This window comes from Streptomyces sp. NPDC054796 (genome assembly GCF_053611545.1).
Genome location: NZ_JBSHAO010000021.1, coordinates 12369 through 30049, shown reverse-complemented (window position 1 = coordinate 30049; position 17681 = coordinate 12369). Strand labels below are relative to the sequence as shown.

14 protein-coding genes are annotated in these 17681 nt (G+C 71.1%); 10 read left to right on the top strand and 4 right to left on the bottom strand.

Annotated features, from left to right (window positions below):
• Positions 1-38: 38 nt before the first annotated feature.
• The 6 genes from ACWGJ2_RS19080 (at position 39) to ACWGJ2_RS19055 (ending at position 9312) form a co-directional block, all read left to right on the top strand.
• On the top strand, positions 39-2441 hold the full coding sequence (locus ACWGJ2_RS19080; protein ID WP_453347292.1) for an ATP-binding cassette domain-containing protein: 2403 nt from the start codon (positions 39-41) through the stop codon (positions 2439-2441).
• Between the two features lie 190 nt (positions 2442-2631).
• Positions 2632-3612, top strand: coding sequence for an Lrp/AsnC family transcriptional regulator (locus tag ACWGJ2_RS19075; RefSeq protein ID WP_453347371.1), 981 nt, complete (start codon positions 2632-2634; stop codon positions 3610-3612).
• Between the two features lie 93 nt (positions 3613-3705).
• Positions 3706-4698: a polysaccharide deacetylase family protein gene (locus ACWGJ2_RS19070; RefSeq protein WP_453347291.1), complete on the top strand. Its 993-nt coding sequence runs from the start codon at positions 3706-3708 to the stop codon at positions 4696-4698.
• A complete protein-coding gene (locus tag ACWGJ2_RS19065; RefSeq protein ID WP_453347290.1) occupies positions 4695-6029 on the top strand; it encodes an MFS transporter in 1335 nt (444 codons plus the stop codon). Before ACWGJ2_RS19070 ends, ACWGJ2_RS19065 begins: the two co-directional genes overlap by 4 nt.
• A complete protein-coding gene (locus ACWGJ2_RS19060; protein ID WP_453347289.1) occupies positions 6029-6853 on the top strand; it encodes an SDR family NAD(P)-dependent oxidoreductase in 825 nt (274 codons plus the stop codon). Before ACWGJ2_RS19065 ends, ACWGJ2_RS19060 begins: the two co-directional genes overlap by 1 nt.
• Before the next feature lie 176 nt (positions 6854-7029).
• Complete coding sequence (locus ACWGJ2_RS19055; protein ID WP_453347288.1) at positions 7030-9312, top strand: 2-dehydropantoate 2-reductase; 2283 nt, start codon at positions 7030-7032, stop codon at positions 9310-9312.
• 124 nt (positions 9313-9436) lie between these two features.
• On the opposite strand, the gene ACWGJ2_RS19050 is transcribed toward ACWGJ2_RS19055, so the two are convergent.
• From ACWGJ2_RS19050 to ACWGJ2_RS19035, 4 genes are all read right to left on the bottom strand, one after another.
• Positions 9437-9913, bottom strand: a complete 477-nt coding sequence (locus ACWGJ2_RS19050; RefSeq protein ID WP_453347287.1) for a (2Fe-2S)-binding protein — start codon at positions 9911-9913, stop codon at positions 9437-9439.
• A gap of 32 nt (positions 9914-9945) precedes the next feature.
• Entirely contained in the window at positions 9946-12288 is a 2343-nt protein-coding gene (locus ACWGJ2_RS19045) for a molybdopterin cofactor-binding domain-containing protein (protein ID WP_453347286.1), read from the bottom strand.
• On the bottom strand, positions 12285-13517 hold the full coding sequence (locus ACWGJ2_RS19040) for an oxygenase MpaB family protein (protein WP_453347285.1): 1233 nt from the start codon (positions 13515-13517) through the stop codon (positions 12285-12287). The genes ACWGJ2_RS19045 and ACWGJ2_RS19040 overlap by 4 nt, the downstream gene beginning before the upstream one ends.
• A 121-nt stretch (positions 13518-13638) precedes the next feature.
• On the bottom strand, positions 13639-14862 hold the full coding sequence (locus ACWGJ2_RS19035) for an oxygenase MpaB family protein (protein WP_453347284.1): 1224 nt from the start codon (positions 14860-14862) through the stop codon (positions 13639-13641).
• Positions 14863-15116: 254 nt separating this feature from the next.
• Here ACWGJ2_RS19035 and ACWGJ2_RS19030 point away from each other — a divergent pair, with 254 nt between their 5' ends.
• The 4 genes from ACWGJ2_RS19030 (at position 15117) to ACWGJ2_RS19015 (ending at position 17641) form a co-directional block, all read left to right on the top strand.
• The gene (locus ACWGJ2_RS19030; protein ID WP_453347283.1) at positions 15117-15836 is read left to right on the top strand and encodes a TetR/AcrR family transcriptional regulator; all 720 of its coding nucleotides are present in this window, start codon (positions 15117-15119) and stop codon (positions 15834-15836) included.
• Positions 15837-15917: 81 nt separating this feature from the next.
• On the top strand, positions 15918-16832 hold the full coding sequence (locus tag ACWGJ2_RS19025; RefSeq protein WP_453347282.1) for a sulfotransferase domain-containing protein: 915 nt from the start codon (positions 15918-15920) through the stop codon (positions 16830-16832).
• A gap of 87 nt (positions 16833-16919) precedes the next feature.
• On the top strand, positions 16920-17417 hold the full coding sequence (locus ACWGJ2_RS19020) for a DUF2975 domain-containing protein (protein WP_453347281.1): 498 nt from the start codon (positions 16920-16922) through the stop codon (positions 17415-17417).
• A complete protein-coding gene (locus tag ACWGJ2_RS19015) occupies positions 17417-17641 on the top strand; it encodes a helix-turn-helix domain-containing protein (RefSeq protein ID WP_453347280.1) in 225 nt (74 codons plus the stop codon). Before ACWGJ2_RS19020 ends, ACWGJ2_RS19015 begins: the two co-directional genes overlap by 1 nt.
• Positions 17642-17681 lie beyond the last annotated feature (40 nt).

The window sequence follows — 17681 nt, the reverse complement described above, 5'->3', positions numbered from 1 at the left end:
GTCAGGATGTGGCCGCATCCGCTCATAGCCTCGCGGGCATGACAGAACGGAACACCGCAGAACACACCATCGCGGAGCGCACCACGACAGACCGCACCACGACAGACCGCACCTCGGCGGAGCGCACCGCAGCGGAGCCCACCACGCCAGAGCGCGCCATCGTCCTTCGCGGGGTCCGCACGAACAACCTGGCCGGTGTGGACGTCGACATCCCGCACGACCGGCTGGTCGGCTTCGTCGGCGTGTCCGGGTCGGGCAAGTCCTCGCTGGTGTTCGGGACGATCGCCGCGGAGGCGGGCTACCAGCTCAACGAGACCTTCCCGCCGTTCGCGAGGAACCGGCTGCCGAAGTGGGCCCGTCCGGACGCGGAGCACATCCGGGGCCTGACCCCGGTGGTCGTCATCGACCAGCGGCGGATCGGCGGCAACGTCCGCTCGACCGTCGGCACGGTCACCGACGCCTGGACGTATCTGCGGCTGCTGTTCTCCCGGCTCAGCCGCCCGTACGTGGGCGAGGCGGGCCACTTCTCCTTCAACGAGCCCGCGGGCATGTGCCCGGCCTGCTCGGGGCTCGGTGAGGTGGTGGTCAGCGCGGTGGACCGCTTCCTGGACCTGGACAGGTCCCTGGCCGACGGCGCCGTACTGCTGCCCGGGTTCGGCAAGGGCGGCTACTGGTACTCCCAGTACGCCGACATCGGCGTCTTCGACGTCGGCACCCCGCTGCGGGAGTGGAGGCCGGCGGAACGTGCGGCGCTGCTGTACGGCGGCCGGGCGACGGAACCCGGCCTCGGCGTGGGCCGTGCGCTGCCCAAGGGGTACGAGGGTGTCGTCGAGCGGTTCGAGCGGATCCACCTGCACACCTCCGACAGTGTCTCGGAGCGCAAGCAGGAGACCATCCGCAGGTTCACCCGGGCCGAGGGCTGCCCGGAGTGTGCCGGGGACCGGCTCAACAAGGCAGCGCGCACGGCCACCGTGCTCGGGCACACCATCGGCGAGATGTCCCGCATGGAGATCACCGAACTCGCCGACGTCGTCCGCACGGTCACGTCCGCGCGCGTCGCGCCCGTCGTCGCGGCACTGACCGCACGGCTGGAGGCGATGGTGACGATCGGGCTCGGCTATCTCACCCTCTCCCGGGCGACCACGACCCTCTCCGGCGGGGAGTCGCAGCGGATCAAGACGGTCAAGCACCTCGGGTCGAGCCTCACCGGGATGACGTACGTCGTGGACGAGCCGACCGTGGGGCTGCATCCCACCGACGTGGACTCCATGGTCGCGCTCCTGGAACGGCTGCGCGACGACGGCAACAACGTCCTCGTCGTCGAGCACGACCCCGCCGTCATGGCCCACGCGGACCAGGTCATCGAGATCGGGCCCGGCGCGGGCGCGGACGGCGGACGGCTCGTGTTCCAGGGCGGGTTCGCCGGGCTGAGGGACGCGGGCACACCCACCGGGCTGGCTTTGGCCGCGCCGCGCCCGCTCAAGTCCGCGCCCCGTCCCGCCAAGGGGTGGCTCCGTGTCACCGACGCCGACCGCAACAACCTGCGCCGTCTCACCGTGCGCTTCCCCACGGGCGTGCTCACCGTCCTCACCGGGGTCGCCGGTTCCGGCAAGTCCAGCCTCGCCGACGAGCTGGTGGCACAGCACGGTGCGACGGTGATCGACCAGAAGCCGGTCAGCACCAACCGCCGCTCCACCCCGGTCACCTACACGGGCATCGCTCCCGCGATCCGCAAGCTGTTCGCACGGCACAACGGTGTCGCCGCCGGTCTCTTCAGCGCCAACTCCGACGGCGCGTGCCCCGACTGCGAAGGACTCGGCGTCATCCACACCGACCTCGCCTTCATGGACGGCCAGGAGGTCGTCTGCGAGACCTGCCACGGCCGCCGCTTCACCGAGCGGGTCCTCGCACACACCGTGGACGGGCTGTCGATCGCCGACGTGGACGACCTCACCGTCGAGCAGGCCCTCGCCCGGCTGCCCGACGAGGGCATCGCGCGCGCCCTGCGGCGGCTCGCCGCCGTCGGCCTGGGGTACCTGCGACTGGGGCAGTCCCTGAGCACCCTGTCCGGAGGGGAGTGCCAGCGCGTCAAGATCGCCAAGGAGCTGCGCCTGGCGGAGCGGCCCACCACATATGTGCTCGACGAGCCGACGACCGGGCTGCACATGAACGACGTCGGCACGCTCCTGGACGTACTCGACGGGCTCATCGCGCAGGGGCACACCGTCGTCGTCATCGAGCACAACCTCGACGTCGTGCGGCAGGCGGACTGGCTGATCGACCTCGGCCCGGGGCCCGGCAGACACGGCGGGACCGTCCTCTTCGAAGGCCACGTCGCCGACTACACCGGGCGGCCGACTCCTACGTGCCACGCCCTGGGGCGGAACGGGCCGGAGACGGGAACGGGAACGGGAACGGGGGGCTTCCGAAATCCGCGGTGATCCACGGCGACGGGATCCCGCACGGCCCCGCACCCCCACCTCCCGCCTCCGACTTGGGGGAATCCCTCATTCAACGCACGTGAGCGGCTGATTTCCCGCTTGCAAAGCACCATGATGAGGGATTCCAGCGTTGACGGTCCCCTTCCCGCTGTTTACCGTCTCGGCCATGACTCCGCGAGCGAGCGCCGACATGATCGACGAGCTGGACCGGCGCATCATCGCCGCGCTCCAGCTCAGCGGCCGTGCGCCGTGGAGCAGCATCGCCCGCTGGGCGGGCACGAGCGAGTCGACGGCGCAGCGGCGGTTCAACTCGCTGCGCGAGCGGCGGCTGCTGCACGTGGTGGGCGCCGTCGAGCTGGACCGGACGGGCTCGGGCTCCTCCATGCTCGTACGGGCCCAGGCCAGGCCCGGCAAGGGGCTGGAGCTGGCCGAGCTGCTGGCCGAACGCCCGGAGGTGCGGTTCCTCGCGCTCGTCACGGGTGCGGCGGATCTGATCGTCGACTTCGTCGCGCGGGACAACGAGGAACTGCTGCGCCTGCTCTACACCGATCTGCCGGGCGCCGATCTGATCACCAGCACGGAACATGTCGCGGTGATCCGTACCTTCACCTCGGCGGCGCTGTGGGACACCGGCCTGCTGCCGCCCGAGGCCGTGGCCGATCTGCGGCCCGCGCGCACCCTGCCGTACGAGCGGGCGGGGTGGGACCGGGCGCCGCAGCCGCTGTCCGCGCTGGAGAGCGCCGTCGTCGGGGAACTGGCCCTGGACGGGCGGCTGCCCGTCAGCGCGCTCGCCCGCACTCTCGGCCGCAGCGAGTCGAGCGTGGCCAGGGCGCTGGACCGGCTGGTCGAGCGCGGCAGCCTGCACTTCCGCACCCTGGTGGAGCCCGCGCTGCTGGGGTACGAGGCGGAGTTCATGCTCTGGCTGTCGATCGGCCCTGGACATCTGGAGGCGGCCGGGCGACAGCTCGCGCAGCATCCGGGCACCAAGTTCCTGGCCGCCGCGACGGGCAGGTTCAACCTGGTCGGGCACATGGTGCTACCGCGCCGTACCGACCTGTTCCGTTACACCGACGAGGTCATCGGGGCGCTTCCCGGTCTCGACGCCTCCGACATCACCCTTCATCTGGTCACCCTCAAGGGCGCGTGGACCCGCATGGACCAGTTCGTCTGAGTCCGCCCCGGTCCGGGCCCCGCTCCCTTCACCCCTCCCCTCTTCTCCCCTCCCCTCCCTTCTCCTCCGTTTCCCCTCTACCGGAGAGGCACCATGTCGACATCCGCATCCGGCACGCCCGCCACCGGCCCCGCGCCGGTCCCCTCCTGGCAGTGGCCCGAGTCCGTGTGGCGCGGGCACGTCGAGGCCGTCCGCGCCGGGCGCCCGCTCACCCCTGAACGCTGGCCCGGCGGGGCACGCGTGGCCGTCGCGCTGTCCTTCGACTCCGACCACGAGACGATCCCCCTGCGCGACGGCGAGACCAGCCCGGGGCGGCTCGCCCAGGGCGAGTACGGTGCCCGGGTCGGCGCCGTCCGCGTGCTGGAACTGCTGAGCCGCAGGGGTGTGCCCGCGACGTTCTTCATGCCCGCCGTGTCCGCGCTGCTGCACCCCGACGAGGCACGTCGCTACGCCGAGGACGGCCACGAGATCGCCGTGCACGGGTGGATACACGAGCGCAACACGTTGCTGGCGGCCGAGGACGAGCGCGCCCTGATACGCCGCGCGCTGGACACCCTCACCGACCTCACCGGCTCCCGGCCCACGGGCATCCGCACCCCCTCCTGGGACTTCTCGGACTCCACGCTGGCCACCATCCTCGACCTGGGGTTCGCCTACGACTCCTCCCTCATGGCCGACGACGAGCCGTACGAGGTGCTGGCCGAGGGCCGCGCCACCGGCCTCGTCGAGATCCCCGTGGACTGGATCCGCGACGACGCGCCGTACTTCACCATGGACCGCTACGGCTCGGTGCGGCCCTACACCCGGCCGCGCGATGTGCTGGAGATCTGGCGGGACGAGTTCGACGCGGCCTACCGCGAGGGCGGCGTCTTCCAGCTCACCCTGCACCCGCATGTCATCGGCCACCGTTCGCGCCTGGTGATCCTGCGCGAACTGCTGGACCACATCGGCGCACACGAAGGTGTCTGGTTCGCCACGCACGCGCAGCTCGCCGAAGCGGCCCGCGCCCAGCTCGCCACCACCACCGCCACCGCCACCGCCAACACCACCACCAGCGCCCAGACCCGTCAGGAGAGCGACCGATGAGAGCCGACGCGTCGGCGGCCACGCCCGCCTCCTCCTCCCCTTCCTCCCCCTCCCCCGCGCCCTCGCGGAAGCTGACCCGCGCCCAGCGCAAGGCCATCGTCGCCGGAACCATCGGCAACACCGTCGAGTGGGTCGACTGGGCGCTGTACTCGATCTTCGCGAAGATCATCGCCGATGTGTTCTTCGCGAAGTCCGAGGGTGCCGTCGCCCTGCTGGCCACCCTCGCGGTCTTCGCCGTCGGCTTCGTGATGCGCCCGGTGGGTGCCGCCTTCCTCGGCGCTTATGCCGACCGGCACGGCCGCAAGAAGGGCCTCACCCTCACCATCGCGCTGATGGCCGGGGCCTCCTTCGTCATCGCGCTCACCCCCGGCTACGCGACCATGGGCGTCGCCGCACCCCTCGTGCTGCTGCTGGCCCGGCTCGTGCAGGGCTTCTCGGCGGGCGGGGAGTTCGGCTCCTCCTCGGCCTTCCTCGTCGAGTCGGCCGCGCGGGGACGACGGGCCTTCGCCGGGTCCTGGCAGCAGGTCTCCGTCGCCGGTGGCGTACTGATCGCCTCGCTGCTGGGCACCCTCGTCACCTCGCTGCTCAGCGACGAGGCCCTGCACTCGTGGGGCTGGCGGGCCGCGTTCATCGTCGGCGGGCTGCTGGGGCTGCTCGGTCTGTGGCTGCGCGTCTCCGTCGAGGACACCGAGTCCTTCACCAACGCGCGCGAGGCGGGGCGGGCCAGGGTGAACCCGCTCAAGGCCATGTTCGTCGAGCACCCGGCCGCCGCGCTGCGCGTCGCGGGCATCACCATCGCGGGCACGCTCACCTACTACATCTGGGTCAACTACCTGCCCACGTACGCGAATCTGAGCACCGGCATCCCCCTCAACCAGGCGCTGCTGTCGCAGACCCTGTGTCTGGTCGTCTTCGTGGTGCTGCTGCCCTTCGCCGGGCTGCTCTCCGACCGCTTCGGACGCAAGCCGACGCTCTCCGTCTTCGCCGCCGGGTTCGTCGTGCTGGCCTGGCCGCTGCTGCACCTGATGGGCGACAGCTTCCTCAGCGTCTTCCTGGTGCAGCTCGCCGGGATGCTGCTGATCCTGGGGTACTCGGCGAACTGCGCGGTCATCATGGCCGAGCAGTTCCCGCCCGAGGTGCGTGCCACCGGCATCGCCCTGCCCTACGCGCTGGCCGTCGCCCTCTTCGGCGGCACGGCGCCCTACGTGACCACGTGGCTCAACGAGGCCGGACACCGCGACTGGTTGTGGCTGTACGTCGCCGCCGCCTCGCTCATCTCCCTCGTCGTGTATCTGACGATGCCGGAGACCAAGGACAAGGAGTTCGACTGATGACCGGGGAGACGACACCGCGCCCGGCGCACGTCCTGGTCACCGGCGCGGCGCGCGGCATCGGCGGGGCCGTCGCCGAGGAGTACGCGCGCGCCTGGAACGGACTGGACGGGCCCGACGTGGGCACGCTGACCCTCGTGGACAGGGACGGCGGACGGCTGGCCGAGACGGCACGGACGCTGCGGGAGCGCTACGGCGCGCACGTGGTGACCGACGCCGTGGACCTGACCGGGGACGACGCACCGGCCGCCGCGGTCGCACGGGCCTGGGAGACCACAGGCCCGCTCGACATCCTCGTCAACGCGGCGGGCGCCTACCCCTCCATCGACATGCTGGAGGTGACGGCGGACGGCTGGGACCGGCTGTTCGCGCTCAACACCCGCGCCCCTGTGCTCGCGACGGCGGAGCTGGGCCGCCGTGCGGTGGCGGCGGGGCTCCCCGCGTCCGTCGTGCACATCTCCTCCGGCGCCGCGCTGCGTGCCAGGCCCGGCGGTGGCCCGTACGCGGCGACGAAGGCGGCGCTGGAGATGGCCACCCGGGCCGCCGCGCTCGAACTCGGCCCGCACGGCATCCGCGTGAACGCGGTCAGCCCGGGCTTCGTGCCCGTCGACAGTGACGTCAACCCCGTCACGCCCGAGTACGCGGCGGCCGTCTCGGGCAACCCGCTCGGGCGCCCCGGCACGCCCGCAGACATCGCCCGCGCGGTGCGCTGGATCGCCGGGCCCGAGGCCGAGTGGATAACCGGCGAGGTGCTGCGGGTGGACGGCGGCTCCAGCACGGGAGCGGCACATCTGCCGCGTCTCTGGCCCGCGTCGGCCGGCTGAGGGCACCGGCCCTCGCGTCCGCGCCCGGCGCGCCCGTCACACCGTCGCGCCGGGACACGCGGCACCGCACACGCAGCACTGCGCCCCGCACCCCGCACCCCGCGCCGGAGCGGGGCACACCGCTCCGCCCAACACACCTCACCGGAGCGGACACACCGCATCAGGAAGGACACCCCATGACCGTCGAGCCCACCCGGGCCCGCACCGTGGTCGGCGGTGGCGCCATCGGCGGCACCCTCGCGTTCGCGCTCGCACGCGCCGGACACCCCGTCAGCCTCGTCGACACCGACCACGCCCACGTCGCCGCCATCCGCGAACACGGACTGCGCGTGCTGCGGCGCGACGGGAAGACCGACACCGCGCACGTCGACGCGTACACACCCGAGGAGTTCGAAGGGCCACTGCACGAGGTGCTGCTGGCCGTGAAGGCGCAGGCCACCGAGTCCGCCGTCCGCTGGATCGCGCCCAGACTGGCCGACGACGGCTTCGTCGTCTCCGTGCAGAACGGGTTCAACGAACCGCTCATCGCCGAGCACATCGGCGCCGCACACACCGTCCCCGCCTTCGTCAACATCTTCGCCGACGTCGAGGGACCCGGCGTCGTCCGGGACGGCGGCCCCGGCGCGCTGGTCATCGGCGGCCCCGACGGTGCCCCCGACGACACCTCCGTCAGCGACCGGGTACGCGCCCTCGTCACCGATCTGCACCCCGACACCGGCGCCGTGGCCTGCGACAACGTCGAGGGCTATCTGTGGGCCAAGGCCGGGTTCGGCGCGATGCTGGCGGCCACGGCGCTCGCCGACGACGCGATGGCCGACCTCATCGACCGGCACCCCGCCGCCATGCACGCCGTCGCACGCGAGGTCTACGACGTGGCCGACGCGCTCGGCGTCCGCCTCGAACCCTTCGACGCCTTCGACGCACCCGCCTTCCGCCGCGCCGCCGACCCCGCCACCCGCACGGCGGCCACGGCACGGCTCACCGCCTGGCTGCGCACCCAGCCCAAGAACCGCAGCGGCATCTGGCGCGATCTCGCCGTGCGCCAGCGTCCCGTCGAGGTCACCACCCACTACGAGACCGTCTTCGCGCACGCGGACCGGGCCGGGATCGCCACGCCCGTGCTGCGCGAGGTGATGCGCGGGCTGAGGGAACTGGAGGGGGCCCCGGAGCTGATGTCCGAGGCACGGCTGGAGGCACTGGACGCGCTCGCCGCACCCCCGCTGTCCGCGCCGCTCCCCGCACACCCGGCACTCACCGGGGAACAGACCCGCGCGGTGCACGCCTGGCTGCTGGAGCACCAGGAGGACATGGTCGCCGACCTGTCCGTCTACACCCAACTGGAGAGCCCCAGCGACGACCCCGCCGCGCTGGACGCGTGCCTGCGCTGGGTACGGGAGTGGCTGGACGAGGCCCTCGGGGAGCCCGAGTCCGAGGAACTGCTCCCCCGCGAGAACGCGGGGGACATCATGGTGCGCCGCTACCCCGCGTCTTCCGGCCCCTCGGACACCGGCCCGTCGGACACCGGCTCCTCGGACACCGACCCGTCACGCGGCCCCCTGCTGCTCCTGTGCCACTACGACACCGTGTGGCCCGCCGGGACGCTGGCCGAGTGGCCCTTCCGGCGCGACGGCGACGTGCTCACCGGGCCCGGGGTCTTCGACATGAAGGCCGGGCTCGTGCAGGCCGTCTGGGCGCTGCGGGCCCTGGACGCGCTCGGGCTGCCGCGCCCCGCCTGCACCCTGATGCTCAACGGCGACGAGGAGACCGGCAGCCTCGCCTCCAGCGAGGCGATCGTCGCCGAGGCCCGTGCCGCGCGCGCCGCGTTCGTCTTCGAGGCGAGCGCCGACGGCGCGGTGAAGACGGCCCGCAAAGGTGTCGGCCTCTTCCAGCTCGCCGTTCAGGGGCAGGAGGCGCACGCCGGTCTCGATCCCACGGCGGGAGCCAGCGCCGTCCACGAGGTGGCGCACCAGATCCTCGGGCTCGCCGCGCTGGCCGACCACGCGGCGGGCACCAGCGTCAACGTGGGCGTCGTGCGCGGCGGCACCCGCAGCAACGTCACCGCCGGGCAGGCGGTGGCCGACCTCGATGTGCGGGTCGCCGACGCGGCCGAGCAGCGGCGCATCGCGGCGGCGCTCGCCGCACGCGAGCCCGCGCACCCGGGCACCACGGTGCGGGTGACCGGCGACTGGAACCGGCCGGTCCTGGAGCGTACCCCCGAGGTGGCCGCGCTCTACGGGCTGGCCCGCGACTGCGCCGCGCCCCTGGGGCTCGACCTGCGCGAGACCTCGGTGGGCGGGGCCAGCGACGGCAACTTCGTGCAGTCGGCGGGCACACCGGTGCTCGACGGACTCGGCGCCGTCGGCGGAGGCGCGCACGCCCGCTCCGAGCACGCGACCGTCTCGGGCATGACCTCCCGCGCGGCACTGGCGGCGGCGCTCCTGGCCTCGTTCGCCGTCTGAGCTCGGTCCCGTCCACGTTCTCCTCCAGAACGAACTCCGGCGGGCCCGGGAGTGAGCCGCACCCCGGCGGAAGCCACGGTCGGCTTCGCCGAGGGCCGCCGCTCCCGGACCCGCACGCGCCCGCTCACATCTTCTCCGCCCCCGCCCTGATGGCCTCGCGGATGCGGACGTAGGTGCCGCAGCGGCAGATGTTGCGGAGGCCGTCGAGGTCGTCGTCGGTGATCTCACGGCCCTCGGCGGCGACGCTGCGGACAAGTGCCACGGCGGCCATGATCTGGCCGGGCTGGCAGTATCCGCACTGGACGACGTCGTGGTCGAGCCACGCCCGCTGCATGGGATGCAGATCCTCGCCCACGGTGTCGGCGAGCCCCTCGATGGTGGTGACCTCGTCGGTGGGGCCGAGATCCTTGACGGGGATCGCGCAGGGGTTGACCGCCTTGCCGTTGACGTGGCTGGTGCACGCCTTGCAGACGTTGATGCCGCAGCCGTACTTCGGTCCTGTGATGCCGAGGATGTCACGCAGCACCCACAGCAGGCGCACGTCGTCGGCGACGTCGACGGTGACCTGCTCACCGTTGACGCGGAAGGTGTGCTCGGGCACGGGTTCTCCAGGCTCTCGGCGCGCGGGAACGCTCAGCGCGCGTGGTCCAGGCCGTCGGTCGGGGACGGCGGGACGGGCGGGACGGTGGGTTTGGGTTCAAAGGCGAGCGTGCCGTGGTTGACGGGGAAGGTGGTGGGCATGGTGCCGGTAGCGCGCCCGTAGGCGCAGGCGACCGCGGCCATCGAAGCGGCGACGCCCAGCTCGCCCGCTCCGCCGGGCTCCTCCGAGGTGCTCGGCATGACGATGATCCGCAGTTCGGGCGGGGTGTTCCACTGCCGCGTGTAGAAGTAGTTGTCCCAGCTCGCTTCGAGAAAGTACCCGTCGCGCAGGTGCAGGCTGGAGGTGAGTGCCAGCGCGATGCCGTCCATGATGCCGCCCATCATCTGCGCCTCCAGGCCGCGCGGGTTGACGGCGAGGCCGACGTCCACGGCGAAGACGGCCTTGGTGACACGGGGCCCCGTCATACCGTCGCGGATGGGCCGGTTGACGGTCCCGGGGCGGCAGTCGATCTCCACCAGCGCCGCGCTGACGGACTTGTACTCGGCGTGGAAGGCGATGCCCTGCGCGGTGTCGGCGGGCATCGTGCGGCCCCAGTCACCCACTTCGGCAACCTTCTCCAGCACTGCGCGGGAGCGGTCGTCGCGCAGGAAGTCGCGCCGGAAGGCGTAGGGGTCCTTGTCCATCCGCGCTGCGAGCTGATCGACGATCAGTTCTCTGGCACAGGTGACGTCCGGGGAGTAGACGTTGCGCATGCTGCCCGTGTTGAAGCCCTTGTCGGTCTCGTTGAGCAGTCGGGAGTTCACCCCGAAGTCATAGGACATGGTCTGGCTGAGCTGGAAGAACGTCTCGGAGAAGCCGATGTCGCCGACGGGCAGCTTCGCTGCCAGCGCGGTGATGATCTCGCCGAGCCCGTGGCCGAGGTCGGTGGAGACGCTGGTGTGCCGCTGCTTGTAGCTCAGCACGGTGTCGCCCGCGTAGGCGACACGTACCCGGGAGGTGGCCATGGGGTGGGTGCGGCCCTGGCGGGCGTCGTCGGCGCGATGCCACATGAGCTTGACGGGCTTGCGGAGGCGCTGGGAGATCTCGGCGGCCTCCAGCGCCGCGTCGAAGAACAGCTTGCGCCCGAAGGAGCCGCCGCCCTCGGTGACATGCACGGTGACCGCGCTCTGCGGCAGCCGCAGCTTGGCCGCGATGGTCTGCTGGGCGACGATCGGCGACTTCAGCGAGGCCCAGATCTCGGCGCTCTTCTCCCGTACGTCGGCGACGGCGCAGTTGGGTTCCAGCGCGCTGTTGCCGCGGAAGTGGAAGGTGAATTTCTCCTCGACGGTGTGGAACGGCGGCTTGGGGCCCATCGGCAGCTCCGCCGCCTTCAGTTCTCCGAGCACGGTCTCGTCGGACTTGCCCTCGGCCGTGCCCGGTCTCCAGGACACCTTCAGCGCGCGTACGGCGTCGATGCACTGGCCGAAGGTCTCGGCGCGCACCGCCACCCCGGTGGAGATCTCCACGACGTCCGTGACACCCGTCATGGCGCGGACCTCGGCGAGGTTGGCCACGGGTCCCGGCTTGCCGTTGATGGTCGGTGGGCGGCACACCATCGCCGGTTTCGCGTCCGGGACGTCGAGGTCCATCGCGAACTTCTTGCGTCCGGTGACGGCGGCCAGCGCGTCGAGGCGGTTGTGCGGCTTGCCGATGACGGTGAACTCCTCGCGCGAGGAGAGTTCCACGGGCACCTGGCGGGTCTTCGCGCTCGCGGCCTTCTCGGCGAGGGCACCGATGCCGACGTGCTTGCCCGAGGGGGCGGTGACGGTCCCGTTCTTCAGCGTCAACGTGCTGGCGGCGGCCCCGAGTTCGGCCGCCGCGGCCTCCAGCAGCCGGTGCCGTGCGACGGCGGCTGCGACCCGGATGGGGGTGTAGGTCGCGATGGTCGTGTTGGAGCCGCCGGTGAGCTGGTTGAACAGCAGCTCGGGGCGGGCTTCGGCCAGCGTGACCCGTACCCGCTCCAGCGGCACGTCCAGTTCCTCGGCGATGAGCATGGCCGTCGAGGTGGTGATGCCCTGCCCGACCTCGGCCCGGGGCAGCGCGAACGACACCGTGCCGTCCGGGTTTACATCGACCCTGATCAGGTTCGAGGTCGGCAGCGCCGCCACGGTCATCAGGTCGTTCAGGTCCAGGATCTCGGTGATCTCCGGCGACGGCAGTCCGCTGCCGGCCGTGCCTTCGGCCGGTGCCGCGACCGCCGTCGCCGGGGTGAGTTCGGCGGCGGCCACCAGGGTGGGGGCCGCGACGACGAACCCGAGGAAGCGGCGCCGGCCGATGCGCGTGCCCGTGCCCGCGCCCGCGCCCGTGCCTGCGTCGCTGCCGTGTGACTGCGTCATCGTGAGGTTTCCTCGGGACGGTTGACGGTGGGGATCTCGATCTTCGTTTCCTTGCCCTTGGTGAGGAAGAAGAGTATGTACCGGCGGGCCGCCTCGTCGATGGTCCAGGCGACCTCGGGTACCAGCGGCAGCGGGATCAGGCCCTCGCGGAACTTCACCAGCAGCGGCCACGCGGTGGCGATGGCCCGCTCCCACACCGGCTCGCGCGGGATCTCGTCCCAGTCGGCCACCTGCTTGTCGACGAGGTATCGGGCGAGCGCGTTGCACAGCGGGCGGCTGATGCTGCCCGGGCTGGTCTGCTCGGCGAGCTGCCCGAGCAGGATGTCGGTGAGTTCGACACCCTCGCGGGTGGGCCCCATGGCCGGTGGCAGCACCTGGTCCGATTGGGAGTCGGCCGCGTCCCATGTGGCGGGGATGTACTCGTCCCTGATGCCGAGCATGTGCGCGGTCACCTGCCACACGTGCAGATACGCCTCGGCCTCGTCGTCGGTGATCGGGACCTTCCACTCGCGCATCTTGCGCATGGCGTAGGTCGGCAGGGTGTGCCAGGTGACGAGCATGTCGTTCTGGCTGATGGGGATGGTGTCGCCCCAGTGCGGCGACTGCTGGAGCAGATGACGCACCGCCGCGTGCACCAGACGGGTCTTCACGGAGTTGACCATGCAGGTGCCCTCGGGCCTGTACGCGTCGAGCGCCCCGACGGCGAAGCCCAGGATGCTGGTCTTGGCAACGCGGTCCTCCATGTCCGCGCCGCCCTTGGAGTAGTAGACCGAGCGGGCCTCGGCGGGGATGGCGGTGCTGAGCATGCCGCCGCCCACGCCGTTGAGCAGATTGAGGTAGATCCCGCGGGACTTGTTGAACTCGGCGGCGGTCTCCAGCTTGTCCCGGTCCGCCCACGAGGGCAGTTCGCGTGCCTCGTCGATGTACGTCTTGAGGTCCCGTGGCAGTCCCGACGGCAGCGGCTGGTCGTTGCGCTCCCAGTTCCACAGCAGTTCGTTGACCCTGGGCACGTCGCCACGGTCGAGCAGCGAGGCGACGAGCGGGTCCGTCTCGTCGTCCCACACCCACCGGGGGTCGGCGCCCTCGCCGGTGCCCGCGACCGAACCGCTGGGCGCCCACGTCCAGTTCATGAGGGTGCGGGCGTGGGCGGGGGCGGCCATGCCGAGCGCGCCCAGCGCGCCCAGGGCCCCGCCCGAGGCCAGCATCTTGCGCCTGCTGACGTGCGTCATTCCTGAACTCCTTCTTGGCACATGTGGTGTCGGGGCATCGCGCGTGCGGTGTCGGGGCGTCACGGGTGTCAGGGGCGTGACGTCGGGGCGGCGCGGGCGGCCCGGGCGCGGGCGGCGCCGGTCAGGACGGGCGGTTGGTGTCCGGGATCTCGATGCTGATCGGCTTCGCCTCGGACAGGAACAGCAGCGCCGCCTTGCGGAGGAACTCGTCGAAGGTCCAGTACGCCTCCGGTGCCCCGGGGAAGGGGAGCAGTCCCTCGCGTACGGCGACGAAGGGGCCCCAGGCCGTCCGCAGCAGCGGGTCCCAGACGGGCTCCCTGGGGATCTTCAGCCAGCCCGCGATCCGGTCGCCGAGCATGAAGCGGGTGAACGCGCCCAGGATGGGCTTGCTGAGGATGCCACCGTCGACGGAGGAGCCGAGGTTGAGGAGGATGTCGGCCAGCTTGACGCCCTCGGGTGTCGCCGCGAGCACGGGGTCGAGGACCTGCTCGGCCTGGGAGTCGGCCTCGTCCCACGTCGCGGGGATGTACTCGTCCTGGATGCCGAGCATGTGGGCACTCACCTGCCACGAGTGCAGGAACGCCGTGGACTCGGCGGCGGGGATCGGCACCTTCCAGTCCTTCAGCTTGCGCATGACGGTGGTGGGCAGGCTGTGCCACGTCACCATCATGTCGCGCTGGCTGATGGGGATGTCCTCGTCGGCGGCGCCCGTCCAGTGCGGTGACTGCGGCAGCAGGTGGCGCACCGCCGCGTGCACCAGGCGGGTCTTGACGCAGGTCACGATCATTTCGCCGTCGTCCAGATAGGCGTTCCGCGATCCGATGTCGTAGCCGAGCTTGGCGGTCTTGGAGATGCGGTCCTTCATGTCCGCGCCGCCCTGCGAGTAGTAGACGGCGCGGGCCTCCTTGGGGATGACGGTGCTCATCATGCCGCTGGCGAGCCCGTACAGGACGCCGAGGTAGAGGCCCCGCTTCTCGTTGAACTCGACGGCGGTGGCGAGCTTGCCCGCCTCGGCCCACGGGGGCAGGCGGCGGGCGCTCTCCATGAAGTCCCGCAGGTCGGCGGGGAGTCCGCTGGGGAGCGGCTGGCCGTTCTTCTTCCAGGTCCGCAGCAGTTCGTTGACCCTGGGCACGTCGCCGCGGTCGAGCAGGTCGGCGACCAGCGGGTCGGCCTCGGGGTCCCACACCCACCGGGGGTCGGCGCCCGCGCCCTTGCCCGCGACCGATCCCTCGGGCGACCACGTCCACGGTGTCTTCGCGTGCGCGGGTGCGGCGGCGCCCAGCGCGCCGAGCGCCCCCAAAGCGCCGCCCGCCATCAACACGTTGCGCCTGCTGACTTCGGCCATGTCCTCGCCCCTTCGTCTGGCTTTGATGCCTTCTCGTGGCAGCTCATGCCGCTGGTGCCTTGGGTGCTTCCTGGTGCCTGGTGCCTGATGCCTGCTGGTGTCCGCGCGGACTTCCCTGATGTGTACAGTGATACGCAACCTGCCTCTTCGTATCATCGATAAGAGCACACGGCCCTGAACGTCACAAGACCTGTGACAGCAACGGCTGTTGGCGGCACCGGTTGAGGCAGAATCGGTCGCCTCGGGAGGAGAACATGGAACCTGCACCATCCGGCCTCATGGCGGGCTCGGACCCGGACTCGCCGTCGCTGCTCGAACGCGCGTACATCGACGCCGTCGAGCAGGCCGACGACGTGGACGAGTCCCGCGCCCGTGTGCTCGACGCGGCCTACGAACAGTTCTGCCTGATAGGCATCCGGCGCTCCACCATGGAGGACGTGGCCCGGCGGGCCGGGGTCTCGCGGATCACGGTCTACCGCCGGTTCGCCACGAAGGACACACTGGTCGAGCAGGTGGTGCGCCGGGAGTTCCGCCGCTACTTCGACCAGTTCCTCATCGACATCCAGCAGGCCGAGACCGTCGCCGACCGGGTGGTGCTCGGCTTCGTCAGCTCACTGCGCGCCATCCGGGGCAACCCGCTGATCGGCGGCCTGATGGCCGTGGAACCCGATCTGCTCGTCACGTCCATCATCAGCGACGGCGGACAGACCCTCGCCACCGTGCGGCAGTTCCTCGCGGGGCAGTTGCGCCGCGAGCAGCAGGCGGGCAACGTGTCGCGCGATGCGGACAGCGACCTCGTGGCCGAGATGATGGTCCGCGTCTCCGCCTCGTTCCTGGCGATCCCCAGCCACCTCGTCGACCTCGACGACGAAGCACATCTGGCGTCGGTGGCCCGGCAGTTCCTCGTCCCCATGCTGGAACCGCCGAAGACCAGCACCACCCGCCCCGGGACAACACCCCTGCCAGCCCGGTGAGCGCCACGGCCGATGGCCGGAACACGCTCCTCACGGACGCACACCATTGAACCCGCCGCGCGGGCCCAGCACACTTCCGGCATGCCGTCACCGATACCGCCGAAGCGGACATACAAGAGCTACTTCTCCGACAGCACCCGCTGGGACCGGTACGTGCCACGCGACGACGACATCGTCATCACCACACCACCCAAGGTCGGCACCACATGGACACAGCGCATCACCTCCGTGCTGGCCTTCCAGGACACCGCACTCCCGGGCACGCTCCTGGAGGTGAGCCCCTGGCTGGAATGCGCGTTCGCTCCCTTCGAGGCGATACTGGCGGGCCTGGAGCAGCAGCGGCACCGGCGCTTCCTGAAGAGCCACCTGCCCGCTGACGGCATGCCCTTCCACCCCCAGGTCTCCTACCTGGTGGTGGGCCGGGACCTGCGCGACGCGGCCGTCTCGACACACAACCACGCGTTCGGACTCAACGGAGTGCTGACCCAGCCCCTGTGGGTCGACGAGGACGAGGAGGCGCACACCCCGCACCAGCCGACGGTGCCCGCGGACATCCACCCGTTCTGGCGCGACTACTTCACCCGCAGCGCCTTCCCCTGGGAGTCGGACGGTTGGCCGTACAACTCGCCCACGCACCACCTGAGTTCGTGGTGGACACACCGCGACAGGGAGAACGTCCTCTTCCTCCACTACGAGGACATGCTCGCGGACCTGGACCGCGAGATGCGGCGCGTCAGCGACTTCCTGGGCATTCCCGTCGACGAGAGCATCTGGCCGGGGCTGGTGAAGGCGTGCCTGTTCTCCGACATGAAGTCGCAGAAGGAGGGGCTCTTCGGCGCTGAGATGAACCAGATGCTCTCGAAGTTCGACTTCTTCCACGAGGGCAGGAACGGCCAGTGGCACGAGGTATTCACACCGGAGGAACTGACGCTGTTCCGCGCGGCGGAGGCACGTCTGCCCGACGACCTGCGCGCCTGGCTGACGCGCACCCCCTGACACTCCGGTGGCCCCGAGGACCCGAGGGCCCTCGGGTCCGACACGGTATCGATTGACTTTCGATCGATATCCATCGATAGTCGATGCATGCATCGACTCTTCATCGCCGTGCTCCGGGCCGGTATCGTCGCTTCGGTCCTCGTCGGCTTCTTCGGTCAGCTCGTCGTCATACCGACGGTGGCGGCCGACGAGGTGGACCGCTTCCCGCCCTACGCCCCTTTCGCCGCGCCCTATGTGACGGTGGCGATCCTCGGCGTCGCCTGCGTGCAGGTCGCGCTGGTCGCGGTGTGGATGCTGCTCTCCATGGTCGAACGCGAGGCCATCTTCACCCCGACGGCCTTCCGCTGGGTCGACGTCATCATCGGCTCCTCGACGGTGGCCACACTGCTGGCGCTCGGGGTCACCGGCCATCTGGCCGTGGCCACCATCCCCTCCCCCGACGACGGCATGGACATCATGAGCGCACTGGCAGCCGCGACGGCGTGCGTGGCCGTGGGGGCGGCGTTCGCGATGCTCGTCGTCATCATGCGCGGCCTGCTGCGCAAGGCGACGGACCTGCAAACGGAGATGGCCGAGGTCGTGTGATGGCGATCATCGTCGACCTCGACCTCCAGCTCGCCAAGCACCACATGTCGGTCGGCGATTTCGCCACGGCCGTCGGCATCACCCCGGCCAACATCGCGGTCCTGAAGAACGGCCGCGCGAAAGCGGTACGGTTCACGACGCTCGACGCGATCTGCCGCGTCCTCGACTGCCAGCCCGGTGACGTGCTGCGCTGGGTGCCCGACGAGGAGCCGGAGGACGGCTGAGCCGTTTCGAGGCGCCGTCTTCTCGGTGCGACGGCGCCGC

Coding starts and splice junctions, on each gene's coding strand:
- ACWGJ2_RS19080 (WP_453347292.1), top strand. CDS start 39: ATGACAGAACGGAACACCGCAGAACACACCATCGCGGAGCGCACCACG.
- ACWGJ2_RS19075 (WP_453347371.1), top strand. CDS start 2,632: ATGATCGACGAGCTGGACCGGCGCATCATCGCCGCGCTCCAGCTCAGC.
- ACWGJ2_RS19070 (WP_453347291.1), top strand. CDS start 3,706: ATGTCGACATCCGCATCCGGCACGCCCGCCACCGGCCCCGCGCCGGTC.
- ACWGJ2_RS19065 (WP_453347290.1), top strand. CDS start 4,695: ATGAGAGCCGACGCGTCGGCGGCCACGCCCGCCTCCTCCTCCCCTTCC.
- ACWGJ2_RS19060 (WP_453347289.1), top strand. CDS start 6,029: ATGACCGGGGAGACGACACCGCGCCCGGCGCACGTCCTGGTCACCGGC.
- ACWGJ2_RS19055 (WP_453347288.1), top strand. CDS start 7,030: ATGACCGTCGAGCCCACCCGGGCCCGCACCGTGGTCGGCGGTGGCGCC.
- ACWGJ2_RS19045 (WP_453347286.1), bottom strand. CDS start 12,288: ATGACGCAGTCACACGGCAGCGACGCAGGCACGGGCGCGGGCGCGGGC.
- ACWGJ2_RS19040 (WP_453347285.1), bottom strand. CDS start 13,517: ATGACGCACGTCAGCAGGCGCAAGATGCTGGCCTCGGGCGGGGCCCTG.
- ACWGJ2_RS19035 (WP_453347284.1), bottom strand. CDS start 14,862: ATGGCCGAAGTCAGCAGGCGCAACGTGTTGATGGCGGGCGGCGCTTTG.
- ACWGJ2_RS19030 (WP_453347283.1), top strand. CDS start 15,117: ATGGAACCTGCACCATCCGGCCTCATGGCGGGCTCGGACCCGGACTCG.
- ACWGJ2_RS19025 (WP_453347282.1), top strand. CDS start 15,918: ATGCCGTCACCGATACCGCCGAAGCGGACATACAAGAGCTACTTCTCC.
- ACWGJ2_RS19020 (WP_453347281.1), top strand. CDS start 16,920: ATGCATCGACTCTTCATCGCCGTGCTCCGGGCCGGTATCGTCGCTTCG.
- ACWGJ2_RS19015 (WP_453347280.1), top strand. CDS start 17,417: ATGGCGATCATCGTCGACCTCGACCTCCAGCTCGCCAAGCACCACATG.